Consider the following 23,726-nt stretch of genomic DNA (forward strand, 5'->3'; position numbering starts at 1 on the left):
CGTCATGCTCTCTCAATAAATCGTCGCATCAGGCTACTGCACACAGCGCGCTGGGGTCGATGGAAAGTGCGAGGCGCTGGCCGTCCGGGTGCAAATCGTCCGCCGAGCGGTTGAGTACGTCCACCACCAATTCGACACCACGGGCTTCGATGCGGTAGCGAATTACGTTGCCCAGCAGGCTGTGGCTGCGTACCAGGGCGTCGAGTTCGCCGTTGCGGCTCAATTCGATGGCCTCGGGGCGAATCGCGATGCGCCCGCTGATCGGGCGTTGCAGCAACTGGCTGGCCTTGTCGGCGTCGAGCAGGTTGTAGTTGCCGATGAACCCGGCGGCAAATGCGTCCACCGGTGCGGTGTAGAGGGTTTCAGCGTCGCCGCTTTGTACGATCTTGCCCTGGTTCATCAGGAAGATGCGGTCCGACATGGTCAGGGCTTCTTCCTGGTCATGGGTCACGAAAATCGTGGTGAGCCCCAGCTCCCGTTGGATTTGGCGGATCTGCTCGCGCAGGTGCTTGCGGATGCGTGCATCCAGGGCCGACAACGGTTCATCCAGCAGCAACAGGCGCGGGCGGGTCACCAGGGACCGGGCGAGGGCCACGCGCTGGCACTGACCGCCGGACATCTGGTGCGGGTAACGGCCGGCGAGGTCCTTGAGCTCCACCAGTTGCAGCACTTCCTGCACGCGCTTGTGGCTGTCGTCGGCGTTGACCTTTTGCATGCGCAGGCCGAAGGCGACGTTCTGTTCCACGGTCATATTGGGGAACAGCGCATAGCTTTGAAATACCATGCCGATGTGCCGTTTCTGCGGGCTCACGGGCACGATGTCCTGGCCGTCGAGCAGGATCTGGCCGCTGTCCACCGACGTCAGGCCGGCGATGCAGCGCAACAGGGTGGACTTGCCGCAGCCCGACGGGCCGAGCAGGGTGACGAATTCACCCTTGGCGATCTCGCAGTTGATATCACTGAACACCGGGGTGCCGGCGTAGCCTTTTTGCAGGTGTTGGACGCTGACGAAGCTCATTGGCTTTTGTCCTTGTTCAAGATGTTGGCGGCCCAGGTCAGCACCAGCACAAAAAAGAAATAGGAGATGACGATGGCACTGGTGAAGTGGCCGCTCGTGTTACGCATGTTGTTCAGGTAGACCTGCAGGGTTTCGTAGCGCGTGCCCACCAGGATGTTGGCAAATACGAACTCGCCGAACAGGAACGAGAACGACAGCAGCAGCGCCACCATCAGGCCCTTGCGCAGGTTCGGCAGCACCACCAGGATCGCCGCCTGCCAAGTGCTGGCGCCGAGCAGTTGCGAGGCGTCCATCAGGTCGCGCAGGTTGATGGCTTGCAGGTTGTTGGTGATCGCGCGGTACATGAACGGCAGCGCCACCGTGAAGTAGCAGCCGATCAAAATCCACGGCGTGCCGACCATTGCCATCGGCCCGGAACCGTACAGCTGCAGCAGCCCCACCGACGACACCACCGGTGGCACCGCGAAGGGCAGCAGGATCAGGATGTTCATCAGCGCGTCGAGTTTGGGAAAGTGGTAATGCACCACGAACAGCAGCGGCATGATCAGCACCACCGACAGGATCAGCGCGCCCACGCACACCAGCAACGATTGCCCGAAGGCGATCAGGAAGCGCGGGTCGCTCCACAGTTGCACATACCATTTCAGGGTAAAGCCAGACGGCAGGATCGTTGCCGACCAACTGCTGGCGATGGAATAGACGAAGGTGCCAATCAGCGGCAGCACCAGGATCGCAAACAACACACAGACCACTACCCGATGGTAGAGGGAGGCCGAGCTGGCTTCAGCGCGAGACATGGTAGCTCCTCTTGAGCAGCAGTTGATGGGCCACGGTGACTACAGTCATCAGCGCCACCAGCACCACGGCCAGGGCACTGGCCATGTTCGGGTCCAGGGAGATATCACCGGAGACCATCGCCGCGATCCGAACCGGCAGCACGTTGAAGTTGCCGGTGGTCAGTGCGTAAACCGTGGCATAAGCGCCGAGAGCGTTGGCCAGCAGGATCACGAAGGTGCCGAGCAGCGCAGGCGTCAGCACCGGCAGGCCGATATGCCGCCAGAACTGCCAGCCGTTGGCGCCGAGCAAGGCGGCGGACTCACGCCAGTCTTCACGCAGCGCGTCAAAGGCCGGGTAGAGCAGCAGCACACCCAATGGAATCTGGAAGTAGGTGTAGAGGATGATCAGCCCGGTCTTGGAGTACAGGTTGAAGTCCTGAATGATCCCCGCCTGCTTGAGCATGATCGTGATGCTGCCGTTGAAACCCAGCAGGATGATGAACGCGAACGCCAGGGGCACCCCGGAAAAGTTGCTGGTCATGTTGGCGAAAGCGGTCACGAAGTTGCGCAGCGGCCCATCCACGCGGCGCAACGAGTAACTGCCGAGCAACGCGATGATTATCCCGAACACGCTGGAGTAGAAACTGATCTCCAGGCTGTACTGGATCGCCTGCAAATAGAACTTCGAACTGAAGATCCTGGTGAAGTTGGCCAGGCCCCAGCCAGACTCTTCCGATTCCAGGCTGCTGATCATCACCCACACCAGCGGGGCGATTTCAAACACGATAAAGAACAGCGCAAAGGGCACCAGGCACAACAGTGCGAGCCATTTGCCTCGGGTCATGGCATTCACTTCAACAGCTCCCGGCATACAGGTTTGTCGTGGGGCACGCCCAGCAACTCGCAGACGGTTCCGCACAGTTCGGTTTGCTTGGGCGTGGCGTTGGGATCGAAGCTGAAGGCCGAGCCCAGCACAAACAGCGGCACTTCCCGTTCTTCGGGCAGCAGGCCGTTGTGGGAGCGGTCGTTGTTCATGCCGTGGTCGGCGGTCACCAGCACCTGGTAGCCGGCGTCGAGCCAGCCTTGCAGGTAGTCGGCGAGGATGATGTCGGCCGAGCGGGCGCTGTTGCGGTATTGCGCGGTGTCGAGGCCGTGCTTGTGGCCGGCGTCGTCGATGTTCATCGGGTGCACCACCAGGAAGTTCGGCGTGTGTTTGACGCGCAGGCTTTCGGCGTCGGCAAACAGGTGGGAATCCGGGTAATGGTCATTCCAGTAGAAGTGCCCGTGCTGGATCGCCAGCGCCTTATCGTCGGTATGACGATCACGAGCGGCGATAAAGGGCGTGCGGTTATACAACTCGCTGACCCAGTGATAGGCCGCCGCCGCAGTCGTAAGGCCGGCGTCGGTGGCGTAATGGAAAATACTGCGCTGGTTGGACAGGCGCGAGACGTTGTTGTGGACGATGCCGCTGTCGATCGGTGGCACGCCAGTGAGGATGCATTCATAGAGCGGCCGTGAGAGGGACGGCAGTTCACATTCCAGTTTGTAGAGCGCTGCGCGTCCTGCGCCGATGTAAGCCTGGAGGTGCCCCATGGCATGTCGGGCAACCTCGTAGTTCAGGCCGTCGAGCACCACAAGGATGACGTTATGCTTCATAGGGGCTGGAGCTCCGCAGCAGTAGGTTTGACTCAATCGTCTCTGACGCAACTGGGAAAAATGTGGGAGGGGGCTTGCTCCCGATAGCGGTGTGTCATTTAACACATTCATTGACTGAGCCAATGCCATCGGGAGCAAGCCCCCTCCCACACAAGCCCCCTCCCACATTGGATCTCCAGTGGATTTCCAGTGTGGGCAACAGGCTTACTTCATTTCTACGATGACTTGCTCGTTCCACAACTGAGGCAGCTTCTTGGAAGTCACTTCCCAGGCATCGGCATCCTTGATCGGCTGCGGATTGGCCTTGGTGTATTGCTCGCCAGGAATCAGGTTCTTGGCGATATCAGCCGGCAGTTTCAGGTCGGTTTCAGCACGGATGGGACGCGCATTGCCACGCGCCAGGTTGAGTTGGCCGGCATCGCTGAAGATGTATTCGCGGGTCAACTTGGCGGCGTTCGGGTGCTTGGCGTGCTTGTTGATGATAGTGGTGTAGCCGGACTTCACCGAGCCGTCCGAAGGGATCAGCACCACGTAGTCATCCGGGTTGGCCATCTTGGCTTTGTAGCTCAGGCCGTTGAAGTCCCAGACGATGCCGACTTCGACTTCGCCTTTTTCCATGGTGGCGATGGTCGGGTTGGACAGGGACAGGCGACCTTGCTGGGCAATCTTGGTGAAGAACTGCAGGCCGGGCGCGATGTTTTTCTCATCACCTTTATTGGCGATGGCCGCAGCCAGTACGCCGTTGGCCGCTTGTGCCGCAGTGCTTACGTCACCGACGGACACCTTGTATTTACCGGTCTGCAAGTCTGCCCAACTGGTTGGAACTTCGGAACCGTGCAGCAGCTTTTTGTTGACGATAAACGCGATGGTGCCGGTGTAGGCCAGAGCCCAGTGGCCGTCTTTGTCTTTCGCCCAATCCGGAATTTGAGCCCAGGTGGAGGGTTTGTAGGGCTGGGTGACTTCCTGTTTCACCGCGATCGGACCGAAGGCCGCGCCTACGTCACCGATATCGGCGCTGGCGTTGTCTTTCTCGGCTTTGAACTTGGCGATTTCCTGGGCCGAGCTCATGTCGGTGTCGATGTGCTTGAGGCCGTAGGTCTTGGCCAGGTCTTCCCAGGTGCCTTTCCAGTTGGCCCAGTCATCGGGCATGCCGACGCTGTTGACGGCGCCTTCCGCTTTGGCGGCGGCCTCTAGAGTTTTTAGATCGGTATCAGCGGCCATGGCGGCGCCGCACATGGCAATGGTCGAGCCTAACAGTGATGCCAGGAAAAGCTGTTTCATCCGAAGCTCCTTTGGGCGTTTTCAACGCTGGGTTTTTTTCGACGGTGGTGTTGGTCTAGGTCAGAGCAATACCTGAGCCAATCTAGACGTGACGGATGACAGTTTCATGTCGATGTCGTTTTTAAAGCGCTTGTGTCGGTCTGTGCAGGCTTAGCGTAGACCATGCTCAAGTACCCGCAGGCCTTGGACTTGGCCGATGTATTGCAGGGTGTGGAGCGGGAGATCGACACGGACTGTCATCTGTCGGTCATCTGCTATGCCTAGGCTGGCACGCAACAGCAGAAGCCCAAATACAGCCCGGTTTGTGCACCTGAACGGTGCTGGTCTAGTCCAGATAGGTAACGTTGATGCGTGATGAGGCAATCAAGGCAGTGACATCCATCGGCCTGGCGCTGCAAGAGCAGATCGACCACGGCCTGTTGCCGCCTGCAAGCAAACTGCCCGCCGAGCGCAAGCTCAGCGAGTTGTTTGGTACCACTCGAATTACCGTGCGGGAAGCCTTGTTACAACTGGAAGCCCAAGGGCAGATCTATCGCGAAGAGCGTCGTGGCTGGTTCGTCTCGCCGCCGCGATTGGCCTACAACCTGATGCAGCGCAGCCACTTTCACGCCATGGTCAACGATCAGGGGCGTGTGGCATCGACCGAAGTGATCTGCGCGCGGTTGCAACCGGCGTCGGCGGCGGTGTGTGCCTGGTTGCAACTGCCAGCGCTGTCCAGCGTGATCCAGATTTGCCGGAGCCGCCGGATAGACGGGCGTTTGGTGCTGTATGTGGAGCACTACCTGAACCCGCAGTATTTTCCGGGGATTCTGGCGTGTGATTTGAATCAGTCGATGACCGAGCTGTACGCCCGCAAGTACGACCTGCACTACGGGCGGGTGCGGTTCGAGATTGTGCCGACGTCATTGCCGGTGGAAGCCGCCGCTGCATTGCGCGTGTCGGTGGGCAGCCCGGGCCTGCGGATTGCCCGGGTCAACTATGACCAGCACCAGCGGTTGATCGACTGCGACCTGGAGTTTTGGCGGCATGATGCGATTCACGTGGGCGTGGATGTGGTTTGACGGCATGTCGAGCGCGTTTCCTGTGGCAAGCAGTCTTCCTGTAGCAACCAGTCTTCCTGTGGCTAGAGTGCTTGCTGTGGCGAGCAGGCTTGCCCTGCGTTGGGCTGCGAAGCAGCCCTGAAATCTGCAAACGTGATTTGTCTGAAAGAATGCGGCGGTCTTATTGGGGCTGCTTCGCAGCCCAACGCAGGGCAAGCCTGCTCGCCGCAGGAAACGTGCTTGCCACAATAAGCCTGCTTGCCACAGGAAACGTGCTCGCCACAAAAGCTCGCCCTTTAGATGTCAGGGGCTCAGCGTCTTGATCAGTTGATCCGTGTTGGTTTCCAACTCAGTCACCGGGTCTGCGCCGTCCACGTTCAACACCAGCAACTGCGCACCGCCTGCCGTCACTGCAGCGTTCACCGCCTCACTCGGCTGGCGATGGTGCAGCACCACGGCCACGTCGCTGGCTTTCAAGTCGGCACTGAGTGCCTGTAAGGCCTCGGGCGTCCAGTCGGCGTCGGGCCGTGCATCGGTGCTGACCAGTTCCAGGTTCAGGCTGCTGACCAGATAAGCGAAGTGATCGCTCAGGCTGACCACGCTCAGGTTGTCCGCCTGGGCCAGCCGCGCCTCGCTGTCGGCGTTGAGCTTGAGCAAACGCTGTTTGAGGGCGGCCAGGTTAGCGTCGATCTTCGCCTTGGCGTTCGGTGCCAGTCGACTCAGGTCGGCGGCCATCACATCGGCCATGCGCCCCATGTTGTTGCTCGACTGCCAGGGCTGGCTGTTCAAGCCATCGCCGGTGCCCGGCTGTACGGCGATGCCCGGTAAGCCGCCGTCCACCGGGCGTGCGGCGTCGACTTCGACGATACGGATATTGCTGCGCCGCGCCACGGGGTAGAGCGGGTCATCCGCCCACAGCGAGCGCAGGCCAATGGCAGCGTCGGCATCCTGGGCCAACGTGCCCAGCGCCGGAGCGCCACGGCCGGTGAAGTAGGACACCTGCCGTGAGCCGGGCAGGTTGGCCGGGGCGGCGCGTTCGAGCTGTACGTCGGTGCCTTTGAGCAGCACTTCGGCCAGGCCGTAGGTGATCGGCAGCGAGGCCAGCACTTTGACCGGTTTTGTCGCTTTGGCCTTGGTCAACGCGGCATGGCCGAGGCCTTGGTTGACTTTGAATTCCTTGGGGTCAAAACCGTCGACGGCCAGCGCCGAGGTGCTGATCAAGCACGCGATGGCCAGGGCGAATGGGCGAAATACAGGGCGCATTATCCAAGATTCCCTTTGAGGCTGGGCACGGTGCCGCGCGCGATGGCGGCAAGGGCGAAGAAGATACCGGCCATCAGGATGATCGCGGCACCGGAGGGGATCGGCAGGTCGAAGATGACTGGCAGCAGAATGCCGCACAGGGTGCTGACGGTGGCGATCACCACTGAAATCCAGAAGAAGCCTTTGAGCGACTGGCTCAACAGGCGCGCAGCCGCTGCCGGAATCACCAGCAACGCGCCGACCAGGATTGCACCGATCACCTTGACCGCCGCCACGGTGATCAGCGTCACCAGGATCACGAACAGGTAATCCAGGGTTTTCACCGCCACGCCGCGGACCGCCGCCAATTGCGGGTTGAAACTGGCGAGCATGATGCGGTTGTACAGCGGCAGCGCCAGGGCCATCACCAGCGAACCGACAATCGCCAGCACCAGCAAATCATTGCCGTTGACCGTCAGCACCGAGCCGAACAGCACGTTCTCGAGGATGTGCACGTTGATCTTGCCCGCGAGGATCAGCAGCAGGCTCGCACCCAATGCCAGGGACACGGACAGGAACACGCCGATCAACGTATCCGGCGCCAGGCCGGTGCGGTTGCGCAGGTAATTGAGCAGGATGCCGAACAACAGGCAGTAGCCGAACAGGCTGCCATAGGGCCCGGTGTAGGGTTCGCCCAGCAGAATGCCCACGGCCACGCCGGTGAGCGCCGCATGGCCGACCGCTTCGGAGAAAAACGCAAAGCGTTTGACCACCACCAGCGTGCCGAGGCCACCCAGCACCGGACCGATCAGCAACCCGGCGAGCAGGGCATTGACCACAAAACCATAGGCCAGCGCTTCCGGCAGGTAGCCGGAGGAGGCCCAGCCCTGGACCATCAGGCGAAACGCTTCATAACTCATAGCGCCGGGCTCCGAGGGTGGGTAGAGAACAGGGTCAGCAAGCGGTCCGGGGTCAGGGCTTCTTTTGGCGTGGCGTCGAACAGCACGCGGCGGTTCAGGCCGGTGACGCGGTCGGCCAGGCGGCCCACGGCTTCCAGGTCGTGTTCGATCCACAGCACGGTGATCCCGGCCAGGCGCCAGTCAGTCAGCAGCCGTTCGAACACCTGGATACCGGCCTCATCGAGGGCCGACATCGGTTCATCCAGCACCAGCAAATCCGGTGCAGGAATAAGCCCCTGGGCCAGCAGCACGCGCTGGCGCTCACCGCCAGACAAGGCTCCCATGCGCCGCTTGCGCTTGTCCTGCATGCCGACCCGTTCCAGCGCTTCGCCAATCGCGGCGGCGTAATGTTTGGACAGCCCAAGAAACGCCGGGCGCCGCTGACACATGGCCGCCATGAAGTCGTCGACGGTCATCGGTAAACCCCGGTCAAACTCCAAGGCTTGCGGTACATAACCGATGGTGCCCGGCGTGGATGGCCATTGCAGGCTCAACTGACCCTGATGCGGCGTTTGCCCCAGCAGGGTCTTGATCAGCGAGCTTTTACCGCCACCGTTCGGCCCCACCAGCGCATGGATGCTGCCCGGTTGCACCTGGAAGCTCACGCCGTCGAGGATCACGGTGCGGCCGAGGGTCAGCGAGACCTGGTCGAAGTTGATCGTCGGGCCAATGCTGACGACCTGCAGTTGTTCTGCCGCCGTCATGCCCCCGACTCCTGAATCGCCCGCACCACGGTGTTGAGGTTGCCGGTCATTTCCACTTCGTACTTCTCGGCGCTGTATTCGCCGTAGGAAATATGCGACAGCGGGTACAGCTTGACCCCGGATTCACGCTGGATGGTGTCGACGTAGCTGGACGGGAAATCCATCTCCGAGAAGATCACCTTCACGTCCAGCGCGCGCAATTCGTCGATGGTTTTTTTCAGCTGGCTGGGGCTGGGCTCGATCCCGTGGGCCGGTTCGACCACGGCCGTGACTTCCAGGCCGAATTCGCGCAGCAGGTAATCGTAGGCCGCGTGCACGGTGGCCACGCGCAGGTCCGGGTTGGGTGCACGGGTCAGCTTGGCCAGGGCGTCGGCGCGCATCTGCCGCAGGCGTTTGCCGTAGGCGCGGGCGTTCTGGGTGTAGGTCTTGGCGTTGTCCGGGTCGAGCTTGCCCAGTTCGCGGGCGATGTTGTTGACCTGGGCAATCGACGCGCTGATCGACAGGAAGGTGTGCGGGTTGACCACCTTGCCCGCGCCACGTGCGGCATTGCCGGTGGCGGCCAGCAGCGGCACGTTGGCGTTGGCCTCGATCACCGGAATGTCCGGGCGCTCGCTGGTGGCGATCATGCGGTCGGCGAAATCGTCATGGCCGACGCCGTTGAGTACGATCACGTCGAGGGTGCCGATGCGCTTGATGTCTTCGGCGCGTGGCTCGTAGGCGTGGGGGTTGAAACCGGCCGGAATCAACGGCACCACTTCAGCCTTGTCGCCGACGATATTCGCCACGTAGCTGTAATAAGGATGCAGGGTGATGCCGATCCGCAGGCGCTTGGTCGCCTCGGCATTGGCCAACGGGGCAAGCATCAAACTGAACAGGCTGACCAGCAACAGGCGCAACAGGGGAGATGAAATAGACATGGGCAATCGGTCTTCTCGTTCAGTGACGGTGCTGGCGGGTGACGCCGGCATCGAATTGCGCGACCACCTGCTGCCAGCCGGCAGCGATCAGCGCCTGGTCAGTGAGGTCGGAGGGGGCGGCCAGGTTGGCGCGGCGGTTGAGCCAGATGTCCGGCTCGGCGCCGTGTACACGCATCAGCAGTGAACCGCTGGTGGCCGGCGTCTGGCTTAAACCCAGGTAGGCTGCGGGTTCGAGCAACTGCCAGTGATGGTCGCCACGGCTGACCGAACTGGCGTCCTGGGCAAACGGCGCGAAGCCTTCTTCGGCCAGTTGCTCGGGCGTCGGCAGGGCGCTTTGCTCTTCCTGCAGCAAGTGGATTTCATCCAGTGTCACCCGCAGGTCGGCGTAGATGCCTTGTTCGGCGGCGCTCAGGTCGCGGCGGGCGTCCAGCTGGTGGCTGGGCACGGCGACCACCTCCTGGGTTTCGCCATGCAAGGCCACCACCGTGCCGGCCACCGCGAGGATGATCAGGCACAGCAGCAGGACGTAGAGGGTTTCGTGGCCGGCGCCAGCCGGGCGTACTACCTGTGTGGTGCTCATTGAGGCTGGATATCCGCTTGGTCGATTTCCACGACGTGGCCGGGGCCCGCATCAAACAGCACATAGAACTCGGCCGAGGGCTTCTTGAAGGTCAGGGTCGAGTCCTGGCCGAGCTTGCCGGGCACCAGGATAGTTTCGTCGTAGCCGATCACATCCAGGGTCACGCCGGGGGCGCCGCTGCCGTCGGAAAAACCGCCGGTGCACTGGATCTGTTCACCCGCGATTTCCTTGCATTCACACATCGGGTTGTGGGCCAGTGCAACGGTACTGAAACCCGCACACAGCATCAGCGCGGCGCAGGCGCGGGTCAGGCGCATCAAAGTCATGGTTTAACTCCTTGCTTGTTCAGCCAGGCAATGGTGGCAGGCGAGGCCTGGCTCAGCGGGATGAAACCCTGGTGCAGGGTGCCGTCCCAGCCTTCCATGGTGACCCACAGTTCGGCGTCGGCGGGCGTGCGCTCCGGCACGGGCAAGGCAGCGCCCATGCGGTACGGCGTGCCGAAGAAAATCACCCCGGCGGCCCGCAGGCTGCGTGGCTTGCCGATACGCAGGTAAGTGGCCTTGACCTGGTCGGCGCAGGTGTCGCACAGGGCGGCGTTGAAGAACTTCATCGGGCCGGCCGGATCAGGGCGCGGGCCTTCGTTGCGAAACTCGGCGAGGGTCAGGCTCCAGGGCCCGACCTTTACTTCGCCGGCCACCCGCTCGCCAATGCCGGTGTCACCGCGAAACAGGGCGGCGTCGGCAAAGTATTTGGGCATGAAGCCCAGGGGCACCAGCAATAGCAGGACATTGATGTGGAAACGCCATTTCAGCCAAAAGGCCCGCAGCGGCGAAGGCGATTTAGCGGCAGCGACCTTGCTCATGAGTTGGCCTCCGAGGTTTCAGCCTGCATGGCAGGGATGGCTGCCGGCGCACGTTGCGTCTTGGCTTCGCGCTTGAGGGCATTGAGGGTGGCCAGGGCCGTGCGTTTGGTCCAGATCAGCAGGCCGCTCAACACCATCATGCTCATCACCAGGCCGAAGAATGCCCAGATCAGCTTGATCCACAGCCCGCCAAAGTCACCGGTGTGCAGGGGCCGCATGGATTCGGTGACAAACTCCAGCTTCGAGCGGTCGGACAGCAAGTGCGCGGCAGCGACCTCACCGTCATATGGGTTGATCTGTGCGGTCTGGTACATCAGCGGGTACCAGCCCCGCCCGCCGATCTGCAGGTGGCTGTAGGCGTTGAGCGGCAGACTGACGAAACTCGCCTCCAAGCCAGGGATGCGCTGGGTGGCGATCTTGATTGCTTCATCCACGGGAATCATCGGGGCCGGTACGCCGGGCGCCGACGTGGGCACCTTCTCCCGAGCGATCACCGGGATGACGGGCTCGGTGGAAATCGAAATCTGGTTGTCCCCCAGGATCGCCCGGATCAAGAACCAGATGCCGGTAATGGAGATCACCGCGATGAACCAGATCGACCAGATACCGCTCAGGCGGTGGAAGTCGCCCCAGAAGATCCGCGCGCCGTGGCGGATACGCAGGGTAGGGCGCAGGAAGCCCTTCCAGAAACGTTTGTACACCACCAGCCCGGTGACCAGCGACGCCAGCAACGGAATGCCGAGTGCCGAGACCAGGTACCAGCCCCAGCTGTAGCCATTGGTGAAGGGCACCAGCCACCAGCCGTGCAGGGCGCGGGTAAATTGTTGGAAGTTGAAGGACGGGCTGATGCCCTGGATCACCCCGGTGTAGGGGTTGACGTAGACCTCGACCGAACGCCCGTCGGGGTAGCTAAGGTCGACGCTGAGGGCGAAGTGCGATTCGTCCGGACGGCTGATCGACTGGACGAACACCTGGGGTTCGTCACGTTTGATGGCGGCGATCACCTGGTCGTAACTCAGCGGTTCGGCGTCGTCCGACGGCTGGCTCGCACGGATGTCCGGGTTGGCCAGCCAGACGATTTCCTGGCTGACCACCGCCAGGGTGCCGGTGACGCAGACGATCAGTACAAAGAACCAGATGGGCAATGCCAGCCAGCTATGTACGAGAAACCAGAGTTTTGAGCGTGACTTCTTCGACATGTGGATGAGGGTCTTGATCGGAGGGGGGCAATGGGGCCCGAAAAAGGCCGGTCGTAGCTTTTGCTGACGCGACGGGCTGTATCTAAGTTAAGACGGATGAGAATGAGAAATCCCTAACCTAGATATGAAAGAAAATGTTTCAGGTTCACATTCATGGCACTGCTGGGCCTGGATGCGACTGGCAGCACCTTGCAGCGCAGTCAGCAGATCAAGGCGTTCGAACGCCGATACCTCGCTGCCAACCCTTGGCTCAATCCCGCCCCTCTTACATTGAATGTCTATTGCCTCAAGGATCTCAGCCTTGCTTGAACATCTCTTCGGCGCGCTGGCGGATCCGCTCTTCGGTGAGGTCTTTCTCCCGCGTGGCCAGGAACCACAGGTGACCGAACGGGTCCGTAACGCTCGCGGAGCGGTCGCCATAGAACTGGTCCTCCGGCTCGTACAGCGATGTGGCGCCAGCATCGAGGGCTCGTTGGTATTGCGCGTCCACGTCTTCTACATACAGGTGCAGACCGACACTGGTGTGTTCACCCGGATGCGCAGGGCCACGTCAATCAAGGGTTCTGGCGGTCCTGTCCGAGGAGGTTCAGCTCGGTTCCAGTAGTTGCGCTCCCGGGCCGCGTTCACCAAGCTGGTCATCCTGATTGCGCAGCGGGCACGCGTCCAACGACAAACACCCGCACCCGATGCAACCGCTGAGCTTGTCCCGTAGCAGCAACAGTTTGTTGATGCGCTCGTCCAGATCCTCACGCCACAGCGCCGATAAACGCTCCCAGTCTTTCGCATTGGGCGTGCGCCCATCCGGCAAGGTTTGCAGCGCCTCGCCAATCGTCGCCAGCGGAATACCCAGGCGCTGGGCGATCTTGATCACTACCACGCGCCGCAACACATCCCGTGGATAACGCCGTTGATTGCCGGCATTGCGATTGCTCTTGATCAGCCCCTTGGACTCGTAGAAGTGCAGCGCCGTGACTGCCACGCCGCTGCGGGCCGCCAGTTGGCCGACGGTCAGTTCCTTGGTAACCATGAAAAACTCCAGATAAGCGCTTGACCTTGACTTAACTAGAGGTTTTACCCTGCGTGGCATCGAATCGCAAGATTCTGCCTACAGAGAAAGGGGAGTGTTCATGCAGGTATCAGAGAAGAATCGCAGCTTCACTCAACTGATCGAATTCCAGATCGAGCCTCAGCAGCAATTTGCCCTGGTGGCGGCCTTGTCCACCCAAAGCGAGCGCCTGGCTCAGGGCCATGGCGGCTTTATAAATGCGAGTGTGCAGGTCAGCGATGACGGCCGGCGGGTGCTCAATTACCTGCAATGGCGCTCCCGCGAGGACGGCGAGGCAGCCTTCCAATGTTTTGAGCACGGCGAGGAAGATTTCTGGACACTGATTTGCGCCCACCAGGCCACGGCGGTGACCTTTGGTTCGTTCCAGGTGCTGCGCAGTTTCGAGCGCAGCCATGACGACGCGTTGCACTGCCGCCTAAATGGATAAATGCAGCATCCGCTCACCTTGCACGTTTTCCCCCGGCCGGCGCTTGTTCACCGCCAGTTCGCCGATCTTGATCAGGCGGGTGCGCGTCACGTTGCGGCTCAGGCCCAGCAGGTTGGCGGTGTGCACCTGGTTGTAATGACTGAAACGGTAAGCGGCGCGTAGCAATGCATCTTCGACCTTCTCGTGCAGGGCGCCGGCCTGTTCTTCGAAGAGCTTTTGAAAGGCGCGCTCCAGCAGCGCTTCGGCGCTGTTGTCGGTGCCGTGCTGGCTGTCGTCCTGGCGCTCGATGCGCATGTTCGACAGACGCAGATCGTCGCGTTCGATCACGCTGTTACGGCAGATCAGCAGGGTGTGGTGAATCACGTTTTCCAGCTCGCGGATATTGCCCGGCCAGCTGTAGCTTTTGAGTTTGTGTTCGGCCTCGCGGCTGATGGTGATCTGGCCGTAGCCCAGGCGTTGGCTGTAGGCTTCGATGAAGTGCCGGGTCAGCGGCAGGATATCGCCCGGCCGGTCGCGCAACGGGCTGAGTTCCAGGCTGACCACGTCGAGGCGGTAGTAGAGGTCTTCGCGGAAATGCCCGGCGTTGATGGCTTTTTCCAGTTGTACGTTGGTCGCGGCGAGCACGCGCACGTCGATGGGAATGCTTTTGCGCGAACCCAGGCGCACCACTTCACGCTCCTGCAACACCCGCAGCAGCTTGACCTGGATCGCCATCGGCAAATCACCGATCTCATCGAGGAACAAGGTGCCGCCATCGGCCTCTTCGAACCAGCCGGCCTTGGCGCTGAGCGCACCGGTAAACGCACCTTTCTCGTGGCCGAACAGTTCGGCCTCCACCAGGGATTCTGAAAATGCCCCGCAGTTGACCGCCACGAACGGCCGGTTGCGCCGCGCGCTGAGGTTATGAATATGGCGCGCCACCAGCTCTTTACCGGTGCCGGTCTCGCCGATGATCAGCACGCTGGCTTCGCTGGGTGCCACTTGCTGGATATGGTCGAGCAGCGCCTGGGATTTCGGGTCTTCGAAGACCTGGGCCGTGGCGCGGATCGACGTCGCGAGGGCGGGCGAGGGCGGTAAGGTTAATAGCTGCATGGGCACCTCTCTTATGAGTAGAACGTTGGAATAGGCAGGGACTGGTTCAACGCCCAGTCCCCGAGTTCGTGGAGTTTGTAGTCCACCGGGTCGTGCAGGGTTTGCGTGCGCAGGTTGCGCCAGTGGCGGTCCAGGCGCAGCGACGCGTGGGTGGAGCGCGCGCCGGTGACTTCAAACAAACGGCTGCACAAGTCCAGGCCCTGGCGGGTGGCGGCGACCTTGGCGGTGGCGATCGCAATGGCCAGTTGGCCGCGTTCGTTTTCACTCAGGTTGGGGCCCTTGGCCCACGCCTGGTCGAGCAACTCGGCGGCGCGTTCCACCAGCAGGCGCACGCCTTCCAGCGCCACCCAAAATTCGCCGTAGTGATGCAGTACGTAAGGGTCCTGGCGCACATCATCGGCAGTGGATTTGTGCCACGAACGGGTTTCGGTCAGGGTGTAATTGCGCGCTTCCTCAAACGCACCTTCGGCAATGCCGAGGAACATATGGGTGAAGGTCAACTGGGCGATCAAGGGGCGCAGGCAGGCGAACGGCGTGCTCAGCGGGCCCGGGTCGAGGAGCAGCTCCGACTCTTCGACGCGCACCCGTTCAAAGCTGGCGCTGCCACTGTCGGTCTGGCGCTGGCCGATATTGTTCCAGTCATTGTGCAAGGTGATGCCGCTGCGCCCGCTGGGGATGGCAGCGATCAGCAGTTTGCCGCCGGCGCTTTCATCCACGGCCGAGGCGATGAGCATTTCCGAATCGCTGGCGCCGGAACAGAAGCTTTTTTTGCCGGAAAACTCGCGCCAGCCGCCGAAATCCTTGACCACGGTGCGCGTGTCCAGCGGATTGAGGGCGTTGCCCCAGAACCAGTTTTTACGCGCGGTCTGTTCGAACCAGGGTTGCCATTGATCGGGGCGTGAAAACAGGCGCACGGTGGCGAGCATCAGGTGGTGGAAACCGAAGACGTGGGCGATGGAGCTGTCGACCTTGGCGAACTCGCGCACGATGCCCAGGGTGTCGCTCCAGCGCGCGCCGAGGCCGCCGTATTGGGAGGGAATGCTCAGGGCCAGCAGGCCGCTTTGGCGCAGGGCGTCACGCTCGGTTTTCGGTGTGCCGCCGCGCTCGTCGCGTTCGACAGCGGTAAGGGCAAACTCGGCGGCCAGCAGTCTGGCGGTCTGTAAAGGCGATGGCAGGACGCTGTGGGGTTTGGCTGTCACGGAGGATCCTCAATTAGACGCATGCCCTGTAGGGGCCGGCTTGCGGGCGATCAATCACACGCGGTGCTTGGGTGAGATCGCTATCGCTGGCAAGCCGGCTCCTCCAGGGGAGCTTTGGCTCAGGCCTTTGTGGTGGGCAGCACATCGTTGGCAATCATTTCGCCGAACGGGCCAGTGAGGTTGGTGATGCCGCGTCCGGCAAGGCTCGCATAGGGCTCCGGCAGCAGCGGGAACACCAGTTCGGCAAAGCGATAGGCCTCTTCCAGGTGTGGGTAGCCGGAGAAAATGAAACTCTCGATGCCCAGGTCCGCGTATTCCTTGATGCGCTCGGCGACTTGCTGCGGGTTGCCCACCAGCGCGGTACCGGCACCGCCGCGCACCAGGCCGACGCCGGCCCATAGGTTGGGGGCGATTTCCAGGTTGTCGCGGCGCCCGTCGTGCAAGGCCGCCATGCGGCGCTGGCCTTCGGAGTCAAAACGAGAGAAAGATTTTTGCGCGGCGGCGATGGTCTCGTCGCTGATGTGTTCGATTAACTTGTCGGCGGCTTTCCAGGCGTCTTCCTCGGTTTCACGCACGATGACATGCAGGCGAATACCGAACTTCACCGTCCGCCCGTGGCGCGCGGCGCGTTCACGCACATCCGCGAGTTTTTCGGCGACGGCGGCAGGCGGTTCGCCCCAGGTGAGGTACACGTCCACCTGTTCGGCGGCGAGGTCGTGGGCCGCGTCTGAAGACCCGCCGAAGTACAGCGGTGGATAAGGCTTCTGCACCGGTGGGTAAAGAGCCTTGGCGTTCTGTACGCGCAGGTGTTTGCCTTCGAAATCCACCGATTCGCCCTGCAGCACGCGGCGCCATATCTTGAGGAATTCGTCGGAGACTTCGTAGCGTTCGCTGTGGTCGAGGAAGCTGCCGTCGCCGCGGTTTTCGTCGGGGTCGCCGCCGGTCACCACGTTGATCAGCAAGCGGCCGTTGGACAGGCGATCGAGGGTGGCCGCCATGCGTGCGGAAACGGTGGGCGAGATGATGCCCGGGCGAATTGCTACCAAGTAACGCAGGCGTTCTGTCAGCGGTACCAGCGCCGAGGCGATCACCCAGGAGTCTTCGCACGAGCGGCCGGTGGGAATCAATACGCCGTAGTAACCGAGGTTGTCAGCCGCCTGCGCGACCTGTTTCAGATAATTGAGGGTGACCGGCCGCGCACCTTGGGTGGTGCCCAGGTAATGACCGTCGCCATGCGTTGGCAGAAACCAGAAAACATCCATGACAAATCCTTAAGCGATCTTCAGCAGAGAGGGGGAGTGCGCAGTGAACAAAGGTGCTGCGCGTTCTGCGGCAAGGCGTATGCGGCCCTTCAAGGGCTCACTGGTTATTTGGTAGTCGGTGAAATCGGCCTCGGTGGCGTACACGCCGATCGGCAAGGTCAGGGCCTGGAAGAAGCTGAACAGCGGGCGCAGCTGGTGATCGAGGACCAGCGCGTGCCGCTCGCTGCCGCCGGTGGCTGCGAGCAATACCGGTGTGTCGATCAGCGCGTTCAGGCCAACCAGGTCGAACAGGTGCTTGAGCAGGCCTGGGTAGGATCCGCGATAGACCGGTGCGGCGACGACCAGCAGGTCGGCCTGTTCGATCGCCAACAGTTGTGCTTCGACGTCGGCGGGTAGTTCATCACGCGACAGAGCGCCGCCAAGTGGCCGGGCAATGTCGCCCAGTTCGATCAGGGTGGTCTGGATCGGCAACAAGGTGGCCAGTTCGGCCAGCACGGCCTGGGTCAGCACCAGGGTACGGGACGGGCGCCAGGTTCCGCCGGAGAGGGCAACGACATTCAGGGGACGGGTCATGAACAGTTCCTTTTTCAACAGTGGTTCAAGGCAGGTGTGGTGCAACGTGTTGAGCAAGAGCTGTACCAATGGGTGCAGGCCTTGATTGGCGTGGGTTGCGGGTTCACTGCTGAAAAGTGCTGCTGTTGTCTGCCTGGTGTTTTGTTGAATGACTGTTGCCGGGGCAACAGTTGCCTGGCGAACACCGGTCAGGTGTGAAGCTATTTATAGAGGGTTGTATTTATTCCGTAAATGAACGTATTTCCATATTTATAGATCATAAGTGAATATAAGGGGCCTGCTATTGCAGGTGCCGCAACGGTTGATAGCGACTATCACGGACGATGATTTTTCACTTCTCAAGGGTGGGCGTAGCCTGTGTTCATTGACTTAAAACCACCTTCGCAGAGCGCTCGCCATGAACCGTTTACTCGCCATTTCCGTATTGTTAGTCGCCTCATTCCTCGCCGGTTGTGCGACACATCCTTCGCCTGAGTTGCGTCCTTATACGGCGCAAGAGACCCAGCAACTCGCGCTGGAAGCCTTGAGCCGTCGCGGCTTGTCGTTTGACGAATACCAACAGCAGCGCGCGGCACTGACCGGCCAGCCACAGAAGCCCTTCGGCTTCGATCGCCAGGGCGAAATGAACGCTGAACGCAGCGTCACGTTGCACGGCCGCCCTAGTTGAACTGGCTAGTAGCAGTGAACAGCCCGAGGTTTTCCTTAAGGAACCTCGGGCTTTTTGTTTGCCATGGCGCTACTTCAGCCTGTTAAGCTGAATTTCAGGAGCGTTCCTACGCACATTTACCTAAAGTGGTCCTTCTTTAATGGCATTCGATCAGGTAAACCTGACGACCTCTGTTCTGTTCGATGCCCCTGAGACGCTGTTCTCGGGAACACGCTCTGCGAGTCTTTAACGTCATGAATAAACGTCCGTTGTATTTCGACTACGCCGCCACCACCCCGGTGGATGAGCGGGTTATCCAGGTGATGGTCGAGTGTCTGGGCTTCAATGCCAATTTCGGTAACCCTGCGTCCAGTTCCCATGCGTTCGGCCAAGCGGCCCGGCAAACGGTTGAACAGGCGCGTCGCCAGGTGGCCGAGTTGGTTGGTGCCAACCCTGAGCAAATCGTCTGGACCTCCGGCGCCACTGAATCCAACAACCTCGCAATCAAGGGTGTAGCCCAGGCGCGCGGTGTGGCGGGTGGGCATATCATCACCAGCCAGATCGAACACAAGGCCACGCTGGATACCGCACGGCAATTGCAGGAAACCGGGGTTGCAGTGACTTACCTGGTGCCGGACGCCGACGGGTTGATCAGCGCCGAGGCCGTGAGTGAGGCGTTGCGTGAGGACACCTTTCTGGTGTCGCTGATGCTGGTCAATAACGAATTGGGCACCCTTAACGATATCCCGGCCATCGGCGCGCGGGTACGTAAGCATGGCGCGTTGCTGCATGTGGACGCGGCGCAGGGGGCGGGCAAGGTGGCGATCGACCTGGCGCAATGGCCGGTGGACCTGATGTCGTTTTCCGCGCACAAACTGTATGGCCCCAAGGGCATCGGCGCGTTGTATGTCGGCCCTCGGGCGCAGCAGAAAGTAATGGCGCAGATTCATGGCGGTGGCCACGAAGGTGGTTTGCGCTCCGGCACTCTGGCGACCCACCAGATTGCGGGCATGGGCGCGGCGTTCGCCTTGGCGGCGCAGTCGTTCATCGAGGAGAAGGCGCACATAGTAGTCTTGCGCCAGCGCCTGCTGAATCAGCTGGAATCGATTGCCGGTGTTCGTCTCAATGGCAGCCCCACGCAGCGTATTCCTCACACCCTCAGCCTTACGTTCGACGAAGGCGATTTCAACTCCGCCGCATTGAGCTCAGGTATCGCCTTCTCAGCCACCTCGGCGTGCAATTCGGCAAGCAATGCGCCGTCCCACGTCCTTCTGGCCCTGGGCCATGATGCCCGTAGCGCCGGCCGAACCATTCGCTTGAGCCTGGGGCGGTTTACCACCGAGCAGGATATCGACCAGGCGGTGCAACTGATCAAGGCCGCGCTCGTCAGCGTACCGGCGTTCTGGGCCGTCTGATTTTTCATTCGCAGCACATAACAATTATTAGTGGTTAGCAGGAGACACGATGAGCACGCAGCCTTTGACCCATGGAACGGTTCCCCAGCGCCTGGCGCATACCCGTGAACTGATGAGCCGCGAGGGCATCCATGCCCTGCTGGTGCCGTCGGCTGACCCGCACTTGTCCGAATACCTGCCGGGCTACTGGCAGGGGCGCCAATGGTTGTCGGGGTTTCATGGTTCGGTGGGGACGTTGATTGTCACCGCGGATTTCGCCGGAGTGTGGGCCGATAGTCGTTACTGGGAACAAGCCGCCAAGGAACTCAAGGGCAGCGGCATCGAACTGGTGAAGCTGCAACCCGGCCAACCCGGCCCGCTGGAGTGGCTGGCCGAGCAAACGCCGGAAGGCGGTGTGGTGGCGGTGGACGGTGCAGTGATGGCCGTGGCCTCGGCGCGGACGCTGGGCGGCAAGTTGGCCGCGCGCGGTGCGAGTTTGCGTACCGACATCGACCTGCTGAATGAAGTCTGGCAAGACCGCCCGACGCTGCCGAATCAGCCGATCTACCAACATCTACCGCCGCAAGCCACCGTCAGCCGTGGCGAGAAACTCGCCGCACTGCGTGTCAGCTTGAAAGAGAAGGGCGCCGACTGGCACTTCATCGCGACGCTGGATGACATCGCCTGGTTATTCAACCTGCGCGGCGGCGACGTGTCGTTTAACCCGGTATTTGTGTCCTTTGCCTTGATCAACGCGCAGCAGGCAACGTTGTTTGTGGCGTTGAGCAAAGTCGACGCTGAGTTGCGGGCTGTGCTCGAGCAGGATGGCGTGACCTTGCGCGACTACAGCGAAGTGGCCGATGCGTTGCGTGCCGTACCGGCTGGCGCGAGCTTGCAAGTCGATCCGGCACGTGTGACTGCTGGTTTGCTCGGCAATCTCGACGCCGGCGTGAAGCTGGTCGAAGGGCTGAACCCCACCACACTCGCCAAATCCCGCAAAAGCCTGGCCGATGCGGAACATATCCGCCAGGCCATGGAGCAGGATGGCGCAGCGTTGTGCGAGTTCTTCGCCTGGCTGGACAGTGCCCTGGGTCGCGAACGCATTACCGAGCTGACGATTGACGAACATCTCACCGCTGCGCGTACTCGTCGTCCGGATTATGTGTCACTGAGTTTCAACACCATTGCAGCCTTCAACGCCAACGGTGCGATGCCGCACTACCACGCCACTGAAGAAGAGCACGCGCTGATCGAGGGCGATGGCTTGCTGCTGATCGACTCGGGCGGCCAGTATCTGGGCGGTACGACGGATATCACGCGGATGGTGCCGATCGGTACGCCGAGTGAGGAGCAGAAGCTCGATTGCACGCGGGTGCTCAAGGGCGTGATTGCCTTGTCCCGTGCGCATTTCCCCAAGGGCATTCTGTCGCCGCTACTGGATGCCATTGCACGTGCGCCGATCTGGGCCGAGGGCGTGGACTACGGCCACGGTACCGGTCACGGCGTAGGCTATTTCCTCAATGTGCATGAAGGCCCGCAAGTGATCGCCTACCAGGCCGTCGCTGCACCGCAAACGGCGATGCAGGCGGGCATGATTACCTCAATCGAGCCAGGCACTTATCGTCCGGGCCGTTGGGGCGTGCGTATTGAAAATCTGGTGTTGAACCGTGAGGCGGGCAAGACCGAGTTTGGCGAGTTCCTCAAGTTCGAAACCTTGACCTTGTGCCCGATCGACACGCGCTGCCTGGAGCCGTCGTTGCTGACGGCGGATGAGCGTCAGTGGTTCAACACTTACCACGCCGAGGTGCGCGAGCGCTTGAGCCCGTTGCTCACTGGCGCCGCACTGGAATGGCTGCAGGTGCGTACTGCGGCTATTTGATTGGCTGCGGTTCAGGTGTCTTTGACAAGGCGCCTGGACTGCGTGGATCTGCAACGGTAGCGGGGGAAGTCCTGCCGCAACAAAACCACGGGGGCGACAGCGCAATGCTGCCCCCCGTCAGCATCATTGAGCGGGAGGGCGCCTTGATCCTGAAGCGTTTGCGCAGAATGTGGCAGTCGACCACTGCCGAGCCGAACCTCGCGGAGGGGCGGGCCAGTCTCAGCGTTGTGATGTGGACGTCGCAGCAGAGTCGTCGCAAATAGGCTGCTCGGGCCGTTACTTACAGATAACGATCATGCTTCGGCTGGTGTAGCCGGCAGGGTTGATGCCGAAAGGGTAGTCCCCTGGCTCCTCGGAGTTGTCACCGGACTTGGCGATAACTCGGTAGCCTTTGGCGCCGCATGAATTGGTCGCACTGGTGTAGCACTGGTCCCAGGAGGAGGACAGGCCGGAACAGTTGATATGCAGCCCTTTTTTACCCCGCTTTACTTCTGTTTTGGTGGTCGCGGCACAGCCAGCAATGGCCAAGACCATTAACAGTATCAAAATTCGCTTCATTCCCATCCTTAATAGCCGCCTCATGCAAATGCGTGAAGCAGGCTTTACTCGCTCTCGATTGTAGCGTTCAGGCTGTCCTTGTCGAATTCTCCATGAGTGACATTCGTTTGCGACCTAAACATGGCCTAAATGAGCGGCAAATGCCAGAGCAACCTTTGAAGATGATTAATCGGCGGGTACCAGCGGTTTGGATTCGCTGCGCATCGTCAGAGTAGCGCCCACTGAGGCCAGGATAATGCAGGCGATGGCCAGCCATTGGGCGAGGGACAAATGCTCCTGCAGGAAGAACAGGCCAGAGAGGGCGCCGAATGCTGGCTCGATGCTCATCAGCGTGCCGAACGTACGGGCGGGGAGGCGAGTCAGCGCGACCATCTCCAAGGTGTAGGGCAGGGCAGTGGACAAAATAGCGACGGCGATGGCGACAGGGATCAGGGCGGGTGTCAGCAATGCGCTGCCAGCATGCACGATGCCAATCGGCGCCACGAACAAGGCGGCGATCATTACGCCAAGCGCGGCGGTCTGTACACCGTTGTCGTTGCCCGCCTTTTGGCCGAAGAGAATATAGAGCGCCCAACAGACGCCGGCGCCCAGTGCGTAAGCCGCGCCGATCAAGTCAATACCACTGCTGGCTTCGCCCATCGGGATCAGCAAGAGCAGGCCAATGATCGCGAGAGCAATCCACAGGAAGTCGAGCGCTCGGCGCGACGCAAAGATAGCTACGGCAAGTGGGCCTGTGAATTCGAGCGCTACCGCAATGCCCAAGGGCACCGTTCGCAGTGACATATAGAAGAGGAAGTTCATGCCGCCCAACGCCATCCCGTAGACAATCACGGTGCGCAAGGACTTGGCCGTCAGCTTGGCGCGCCAGGGGCGTAATAGAAGCAGCATGATCACGCTGGCGAAAATCAGGCGCAGGGTTGTGGTGCCTTGCGCACCGACGATAGGAAACATGCTCTTGGCCAGCGAGGCGCCGGTCTGGATGGAAGCCATGGCGATCAACAGCAGGCCGACAGGAAACAATGCCGAGGCCAGACTGCGGGGTGGGGTGGTCATTGAGGGTGTTCGTCCGAAGTCATAGAAGAAAGGTAGATGGAGCTATGATGCTTAACTGTGAAGTATTGAGCAATATATTGCTCAACTATTGATGTGGTGCCATCTATATAGAAGGAATTGGCGTTTTTCAGGTTGATTGATAGAAAATGGAAATTAAGGGTTGACGGCAGATTCTGGAAGTCTATAATTCGCCCCACTTCCGGCGCAGTCGAAACGGAAAACTCCTTGGTAAACAAAGAGTTATGCGAGATTCGACAGCGGGTTGCTTCAGTTCATCGAAGCCCAGAAGGAGTTGATAGAGCGGTGTAGTTTGGCTCTATTAACGTTTCGATCCTCTCGGTCG

The 23,726-nt window shown here is 61.0% G+C and carries 26 protein-coding genes and 1 pseudogene; 6 read left to right on the top strand and 21 right to left on the bottom strand.

The window, feature by feature from the left end; genetic code table 11:
- Positions 1-28: 28 nt before the first annotated feature.
- The 5 genes from ACR52_RS23755 to ACR52_RS23775 form a co-directional block, all read right to left on the bottom strand.
- Complete coding sequence (locus tag ACR52_RS23755; RefSeq protein ID WP_048730111.1) at positions 29-1,018, bottom strand: ABC transporter ATP-binding protein; 990 nt, start codon at positions 1,016-1,018, stop codon at positions 29-31.
- On the bottom strand, positions 1,015-1,815 hold the full coding sequence (locus tag ACR52_RS23760; RefSeq protein WP_048730113.1) for an ABC transporter permease: 801 nt from the start codon (positions 1,813-1,815) through the stop codon (positions 1,015-1,017). Before ACR52_RS23760 ends, ACR52_RS23755 begins: the two co-directional genes overlap by 4 nt.
- Positions 1,802-2,638 carry an ABC transporter permease gene (locus tag ACR52_RS23765; protein WP_406957078.1) on the bottom strand — a complete coding sequence of 279 codons (837 nt, stop codon included), beginning with the start codon at positions 2,636-2,638 and terminating at the stop codon, positions 1,802-1,804. The genes ACR52_RS23760 and ACR52_RS23765 overlap by 14 nt, the downstream gene beginning before the upstream one ends.
- Before the next feature lie 5 nt (positions 2,639-2,643).
- Positions 2,644-3,450 carry an alkaline phosphatase family protein gene (locus ACR52_RS23770; RefSeq protein WP_048730116.1) on the bottom strand — a complete coding sequence of 269 codons (807 nt, stop codon included), beginning with the start codon at positions 3,448-3,450 and terminating at the stop codon, positions 2,644-2,646.
- A gap of 204 nt (positions 3,451-3,654) precedes the next feature.
- Entirely contained in the window at positions 3,655-4,731 is a 1,077-nt protein-coding gene (locus ACR52_RS23775) for an ABC transporter substrate-binding protein (protein ID WP_048730118.1), read from the bottom strand.
- A 347-nt stretch (positions 4,732-5,078) separates the two neighbouring features.
- Here ACR52_RS23775 and ACR52_RS23780 point away from each other — a divergent pair, with 347 nt between their 5' ends.
- On the top strand, positions 5,079-5,792 hold the full coding sequence (locus ACR52_RS23780) for a UTRA domain-containing protein (protein WP_048730120.1): 714 nt from the start codon (positions 5,079-5,081) through the stop codon (positions 5,790-5,792).
- 282 nt (positions 5,793-6,074) lie between these two features.
- Here ACR52_RS23780 and ACR52_RS23785 read toward each other — a convergent pair whose 3' ends face one another.
- The 8 genes from ACR52_RS23785 to ACR52_RS23820 are packed head-to-tail and all read right to left on the bottom strand — an operon-like array spanning position 6,075 to position 12,234.
- Entirely contained in the window at positions 6,075-7,034 is a 960-nt protein-coding gene (locus ACR52_RS23785; RefSeq protein ID WP_048730121.1) for a metal ABC transporter substrate-binding protein, read from the bottom strand.
- A complete protein-coding gene (locus tag ACR52_RS23790; protein WP_048730123.1) occupies positions 7,034-7,933 on the bottom strand; it encodes a metal ABC transporter permease in 900 nt (299 codons plus the stop codon). The genes ACR52_RS23785 and ACR52_RS23790 overlap by 1 nt, the downstream gene beginning before the upstream one ends.
- Entirely contained in the window at positions 7,930-8,676 is a 747-nt protein-coding gene (locus ACR52_RS23795; RefSeq protein ID WP_048730124.1) for a metal ABC transporter ATP-binding protein, read from the bottom strand. The genes ACR52_RS23790 and ACR52_RS23795 overlap by 4 nt, the downstream gene beginning before the upstream one ends.
- Complete coding sequence (locus ACR52_RS23800; protein ID WP_048730126.1) at positions 8,673-9,593, bottom strand: metal ABC transporter substrate-binding protein; 921 nt, start codon at positions 9,591-9,593, stop codon at positions 8,673-8,675. The genes ACR52_RS23795 and ACR52_RS23800 overlap by 4 nt, the downstream gene beginning before the upstream one ends.
- A 19-nt stretch (positions 9,594-9,612) precedes the next feature.
- Positions 9,613-10,173: a DUF6162 family protein gene (locus tag ACR52_RS23805; RefSeq protein WP_048730127.1), complete on the bottom strand. Its 561-nt coding sequence runs from the start codon at positions 10,171-10,173 to the stop codon at positions 9,613-9,615.
- On the bottom strand, positions 10,170-10,499 hold the full coding sequence (locus tag ACR52_RS23810) for a hypothetical protein (protein WP_048730129.1): 330 nt from the start codon (positions 10,497-10,499) through the stop codon (positions 10,170-10,172). Before ACR52_RS23810 ends, ACR52_RS23805 begins: the two co-directional genes overlap by 4 nt.
- Entirely contained in the window at positions 10,496-11,035 is a 540-nt protein-coding gene (locus tag ACR52_RS23815) for a hypothetical protein (protein WP_048730130.1), read from the bottom strand. Before ACR52_RS23815 ends, ACR52_RS23810 begins: the two co-directional genes overlap by 4 nt.
- Positions 11,032-12,234, bottom strand: coding sequence for a PepSY-associated TM helix domain-containing protein (locus ACR52_RS23820; RefSeq protein ID WP_048730132.1), 1,203 nt, complete (start codon positions 12,232-12,234; stop codon positions 11,032-11,034). Before ACR52_RS23820 ends, ACR52_RS23815 begins: the two co-directional genes overlap by 4 nt.
- 153 nt (positions 12,235-12,387) lie before the next feature.
- Between ACR52_RS23820 and ACR52_RS31010 the strand changes: the two genes are divergently transcribed.
- Positions 12,388-12,543 carry a hypothetical protein gene (locus ACR52_RS31010; protein WP_173439327.1) on the top strand — a complete coding sequence of 52 codons (156 nt, stop codon included), beginning with the start codon at positions 12,388-12,390 and terminating at the stop codon, positions 12,541-12,543.
- On the opposite strand, the pseudogene ACR52_RS23825 reads toward ACR52_RS31010, so the two are convergent.
- Together ACR52_RS23825 and soxR are read right to left on the bottom strand one after the other, a co-directional pair.
- A pseudogene (locus ACR52_RS23825) lies at positions 12,530-12,772 on the bottom strand (VOC family protein); the annotation flags it as partial. The gene ACR52_RS31010 and the pseudogene ACR52_RS23825 sit on opposite strands and share 14 nt — an antisense overlap.
- A gap of 48 nt (positions 12,773-12,820) precedes the next feature.
- Positions 12,821-13,261: a redox-sensitive transcriptional activator SoxR gene (soxR, locus tag ACR52_RS23830; protein WP_048730134.1), complete on the bottom strand. Its 441-nt coding sequence runs from the start codon at positions 13,259-13,261 to the stop codon at positions 12,821-12,823.
- A gap of 100 nt (positions 13,262-13,361) precedes the next feature.
- On the opposite strand from soxR, the gene ACR52_RS23835 reads away from it, so the two are divergent.
- Complete coding sequence (locus ACR52_RS23835) at positions 13,362-13,727, top strand: antibiotic biosynthesis monooxygenase (RefSeq protein ID WP_048730136.1); 366 nt, start codon at positions 13,362-13,364, stop codon at positions 13,725-13,727.
- Here the strand turns inward: ACR52_RS23835 and ACR52_RS23840 are convergent.
- The 4 genes from ACR52_RS23840 to msuE all read right to left on the bottom strand — a co-directional run bounded on the left by ACR52_RS23840 (position 13,716) and on the right by msuE (position 17,853).
- Positions 13,716-14,819: a sigma-54 interaction domain-containing protein gene (locus ACR52_RS23840; protein WP_048730138.1), complete on the bottom strand. Its 1,104-nt coding sequence runs from the start codon at positions 14,817-14,819 to the stop codon at positions 13,716-13,718. The genes ACR52_RS23835 and ACR52_RS23840 overlap by 12 nt on opposite strands.
- A gap of 11 nt (positions 14,820-14,830) precedes the next feature.
- Positions 14,831-16,018, bottom strand: coding sequence for an acyl-CoA dehydrogenase family protein (locus ACR52_RS23845; protein WP_048730140.1), 1,188 nt, complete (start codon positions 16,016-16,018; stop codon positions 14,831-14,833).
- Positions 16,019-16,137: 119 nt separating this feature from the next.
- Positions 16,138-17,280: an FMNH2-dependent alkanesulfonate monooxygenase gene (gene ssuD / locus ACR52_RS23850; protein ID WP_048730143.1), complete on the bottom strand. Its 1,143-nt coding sequence runs from the start codon at positions 17,278-17,280 to the stop codon at positions 16,138-16,140.
- Positions 17,281-17,289: 9 nt separating this feature from the next.
- The gene (msuE, locus tag ACR52_RS23855; protein ID WP_048730172.1) at positions 17,290-17,853 is read right to left on the bottom strand and encodes an FMN reductase; all 564 of its coding nucleotides are present in this window, start codon (positions 17,851-17,853) and stop codon (positions 17,290-17,292) included.
- 397 nt (positions 17,854-18,250) lie between these two features.
- Here msuE and ACR52_RS23860 point away from each other — a divergent pair, with 397 nt between their 5' ends.
- The 3 genes from ACR52_RS23860 (at position 18,251) to ACR52_RS23870 (ending at position 21,772) form a co-directional block, all read left to right on the top strand.
- Entirely contained in the window at positions 18,251-18,520 is a 270-nt protein-coding gene (locus tag ACR52_RS23860; protein ID WP_048730145.1) for a hypothetical protein, read from the top strand.
- 233 nt (positions 18,521-18,753) lie between these two features.
- On the top strand, positions 18,754-19,914 hold the full coding sequence (locus tag ACR52_RS23865; RefSeq protein WP_048730148.1) for a cysteine desulfurase family protein: 1,161 nt from the start codon (positions 18,754-18,756) through the stop codon (positions 19,912-19,914).
- Positions 19,915-19,963: 49 nt separating this feature from the next.
- A complete protein-coding gene (locus ACR52_RS23870) occupies positions 19,964-21,772 on the top strand; it encodes an aminopeptidase P family protein (protein ID WP_048730150.1) in 1,809 nt (602 codons plus the stop codon).
- A 276-nt stretch (positions 21,773-22,048) separates the two neighbouring features.
- Here the strand turns inward: ACR52_RS23870 and ACR52_RS23880 are convergent, their stop codons facing one another.
- On the bottom strand, positions 22,049-22,330 hold the full coding sequence (locus ACR52_RS23880; protein WP_048730152.1) for a hypothetical protein: 282 nt from the start codon (positions 22,328-22,330) through the stop codon (positions 22,049-22,051).
- A 165-nt stretch (positions 22,331-22,495) separates the two neighbouring features.
- Positions 22,496-23,383, bottom strand: coding sequence for a threonine/homoserine exporter RhtA (gene rhtA, locus ACR52_RS23885; protein ID WP_048730153.1), 888 nt, complete (start codon positions 23,381-23,383; stop codon positions 22,496-22,498).
- Positions 23,384-23,726: the final 343 nt, after the last annotated feature.

Source organism: Pseudomonas fildesensis (assembly GCF_001050345.1).
Classification (GTDB): Bacteria; Pseudomonadota; Gammaproteobacteria; order Pseudomonadales; family Pseudomonadaceae; genus Aquipseudomonas; species Aquipseudomonas fildesensis.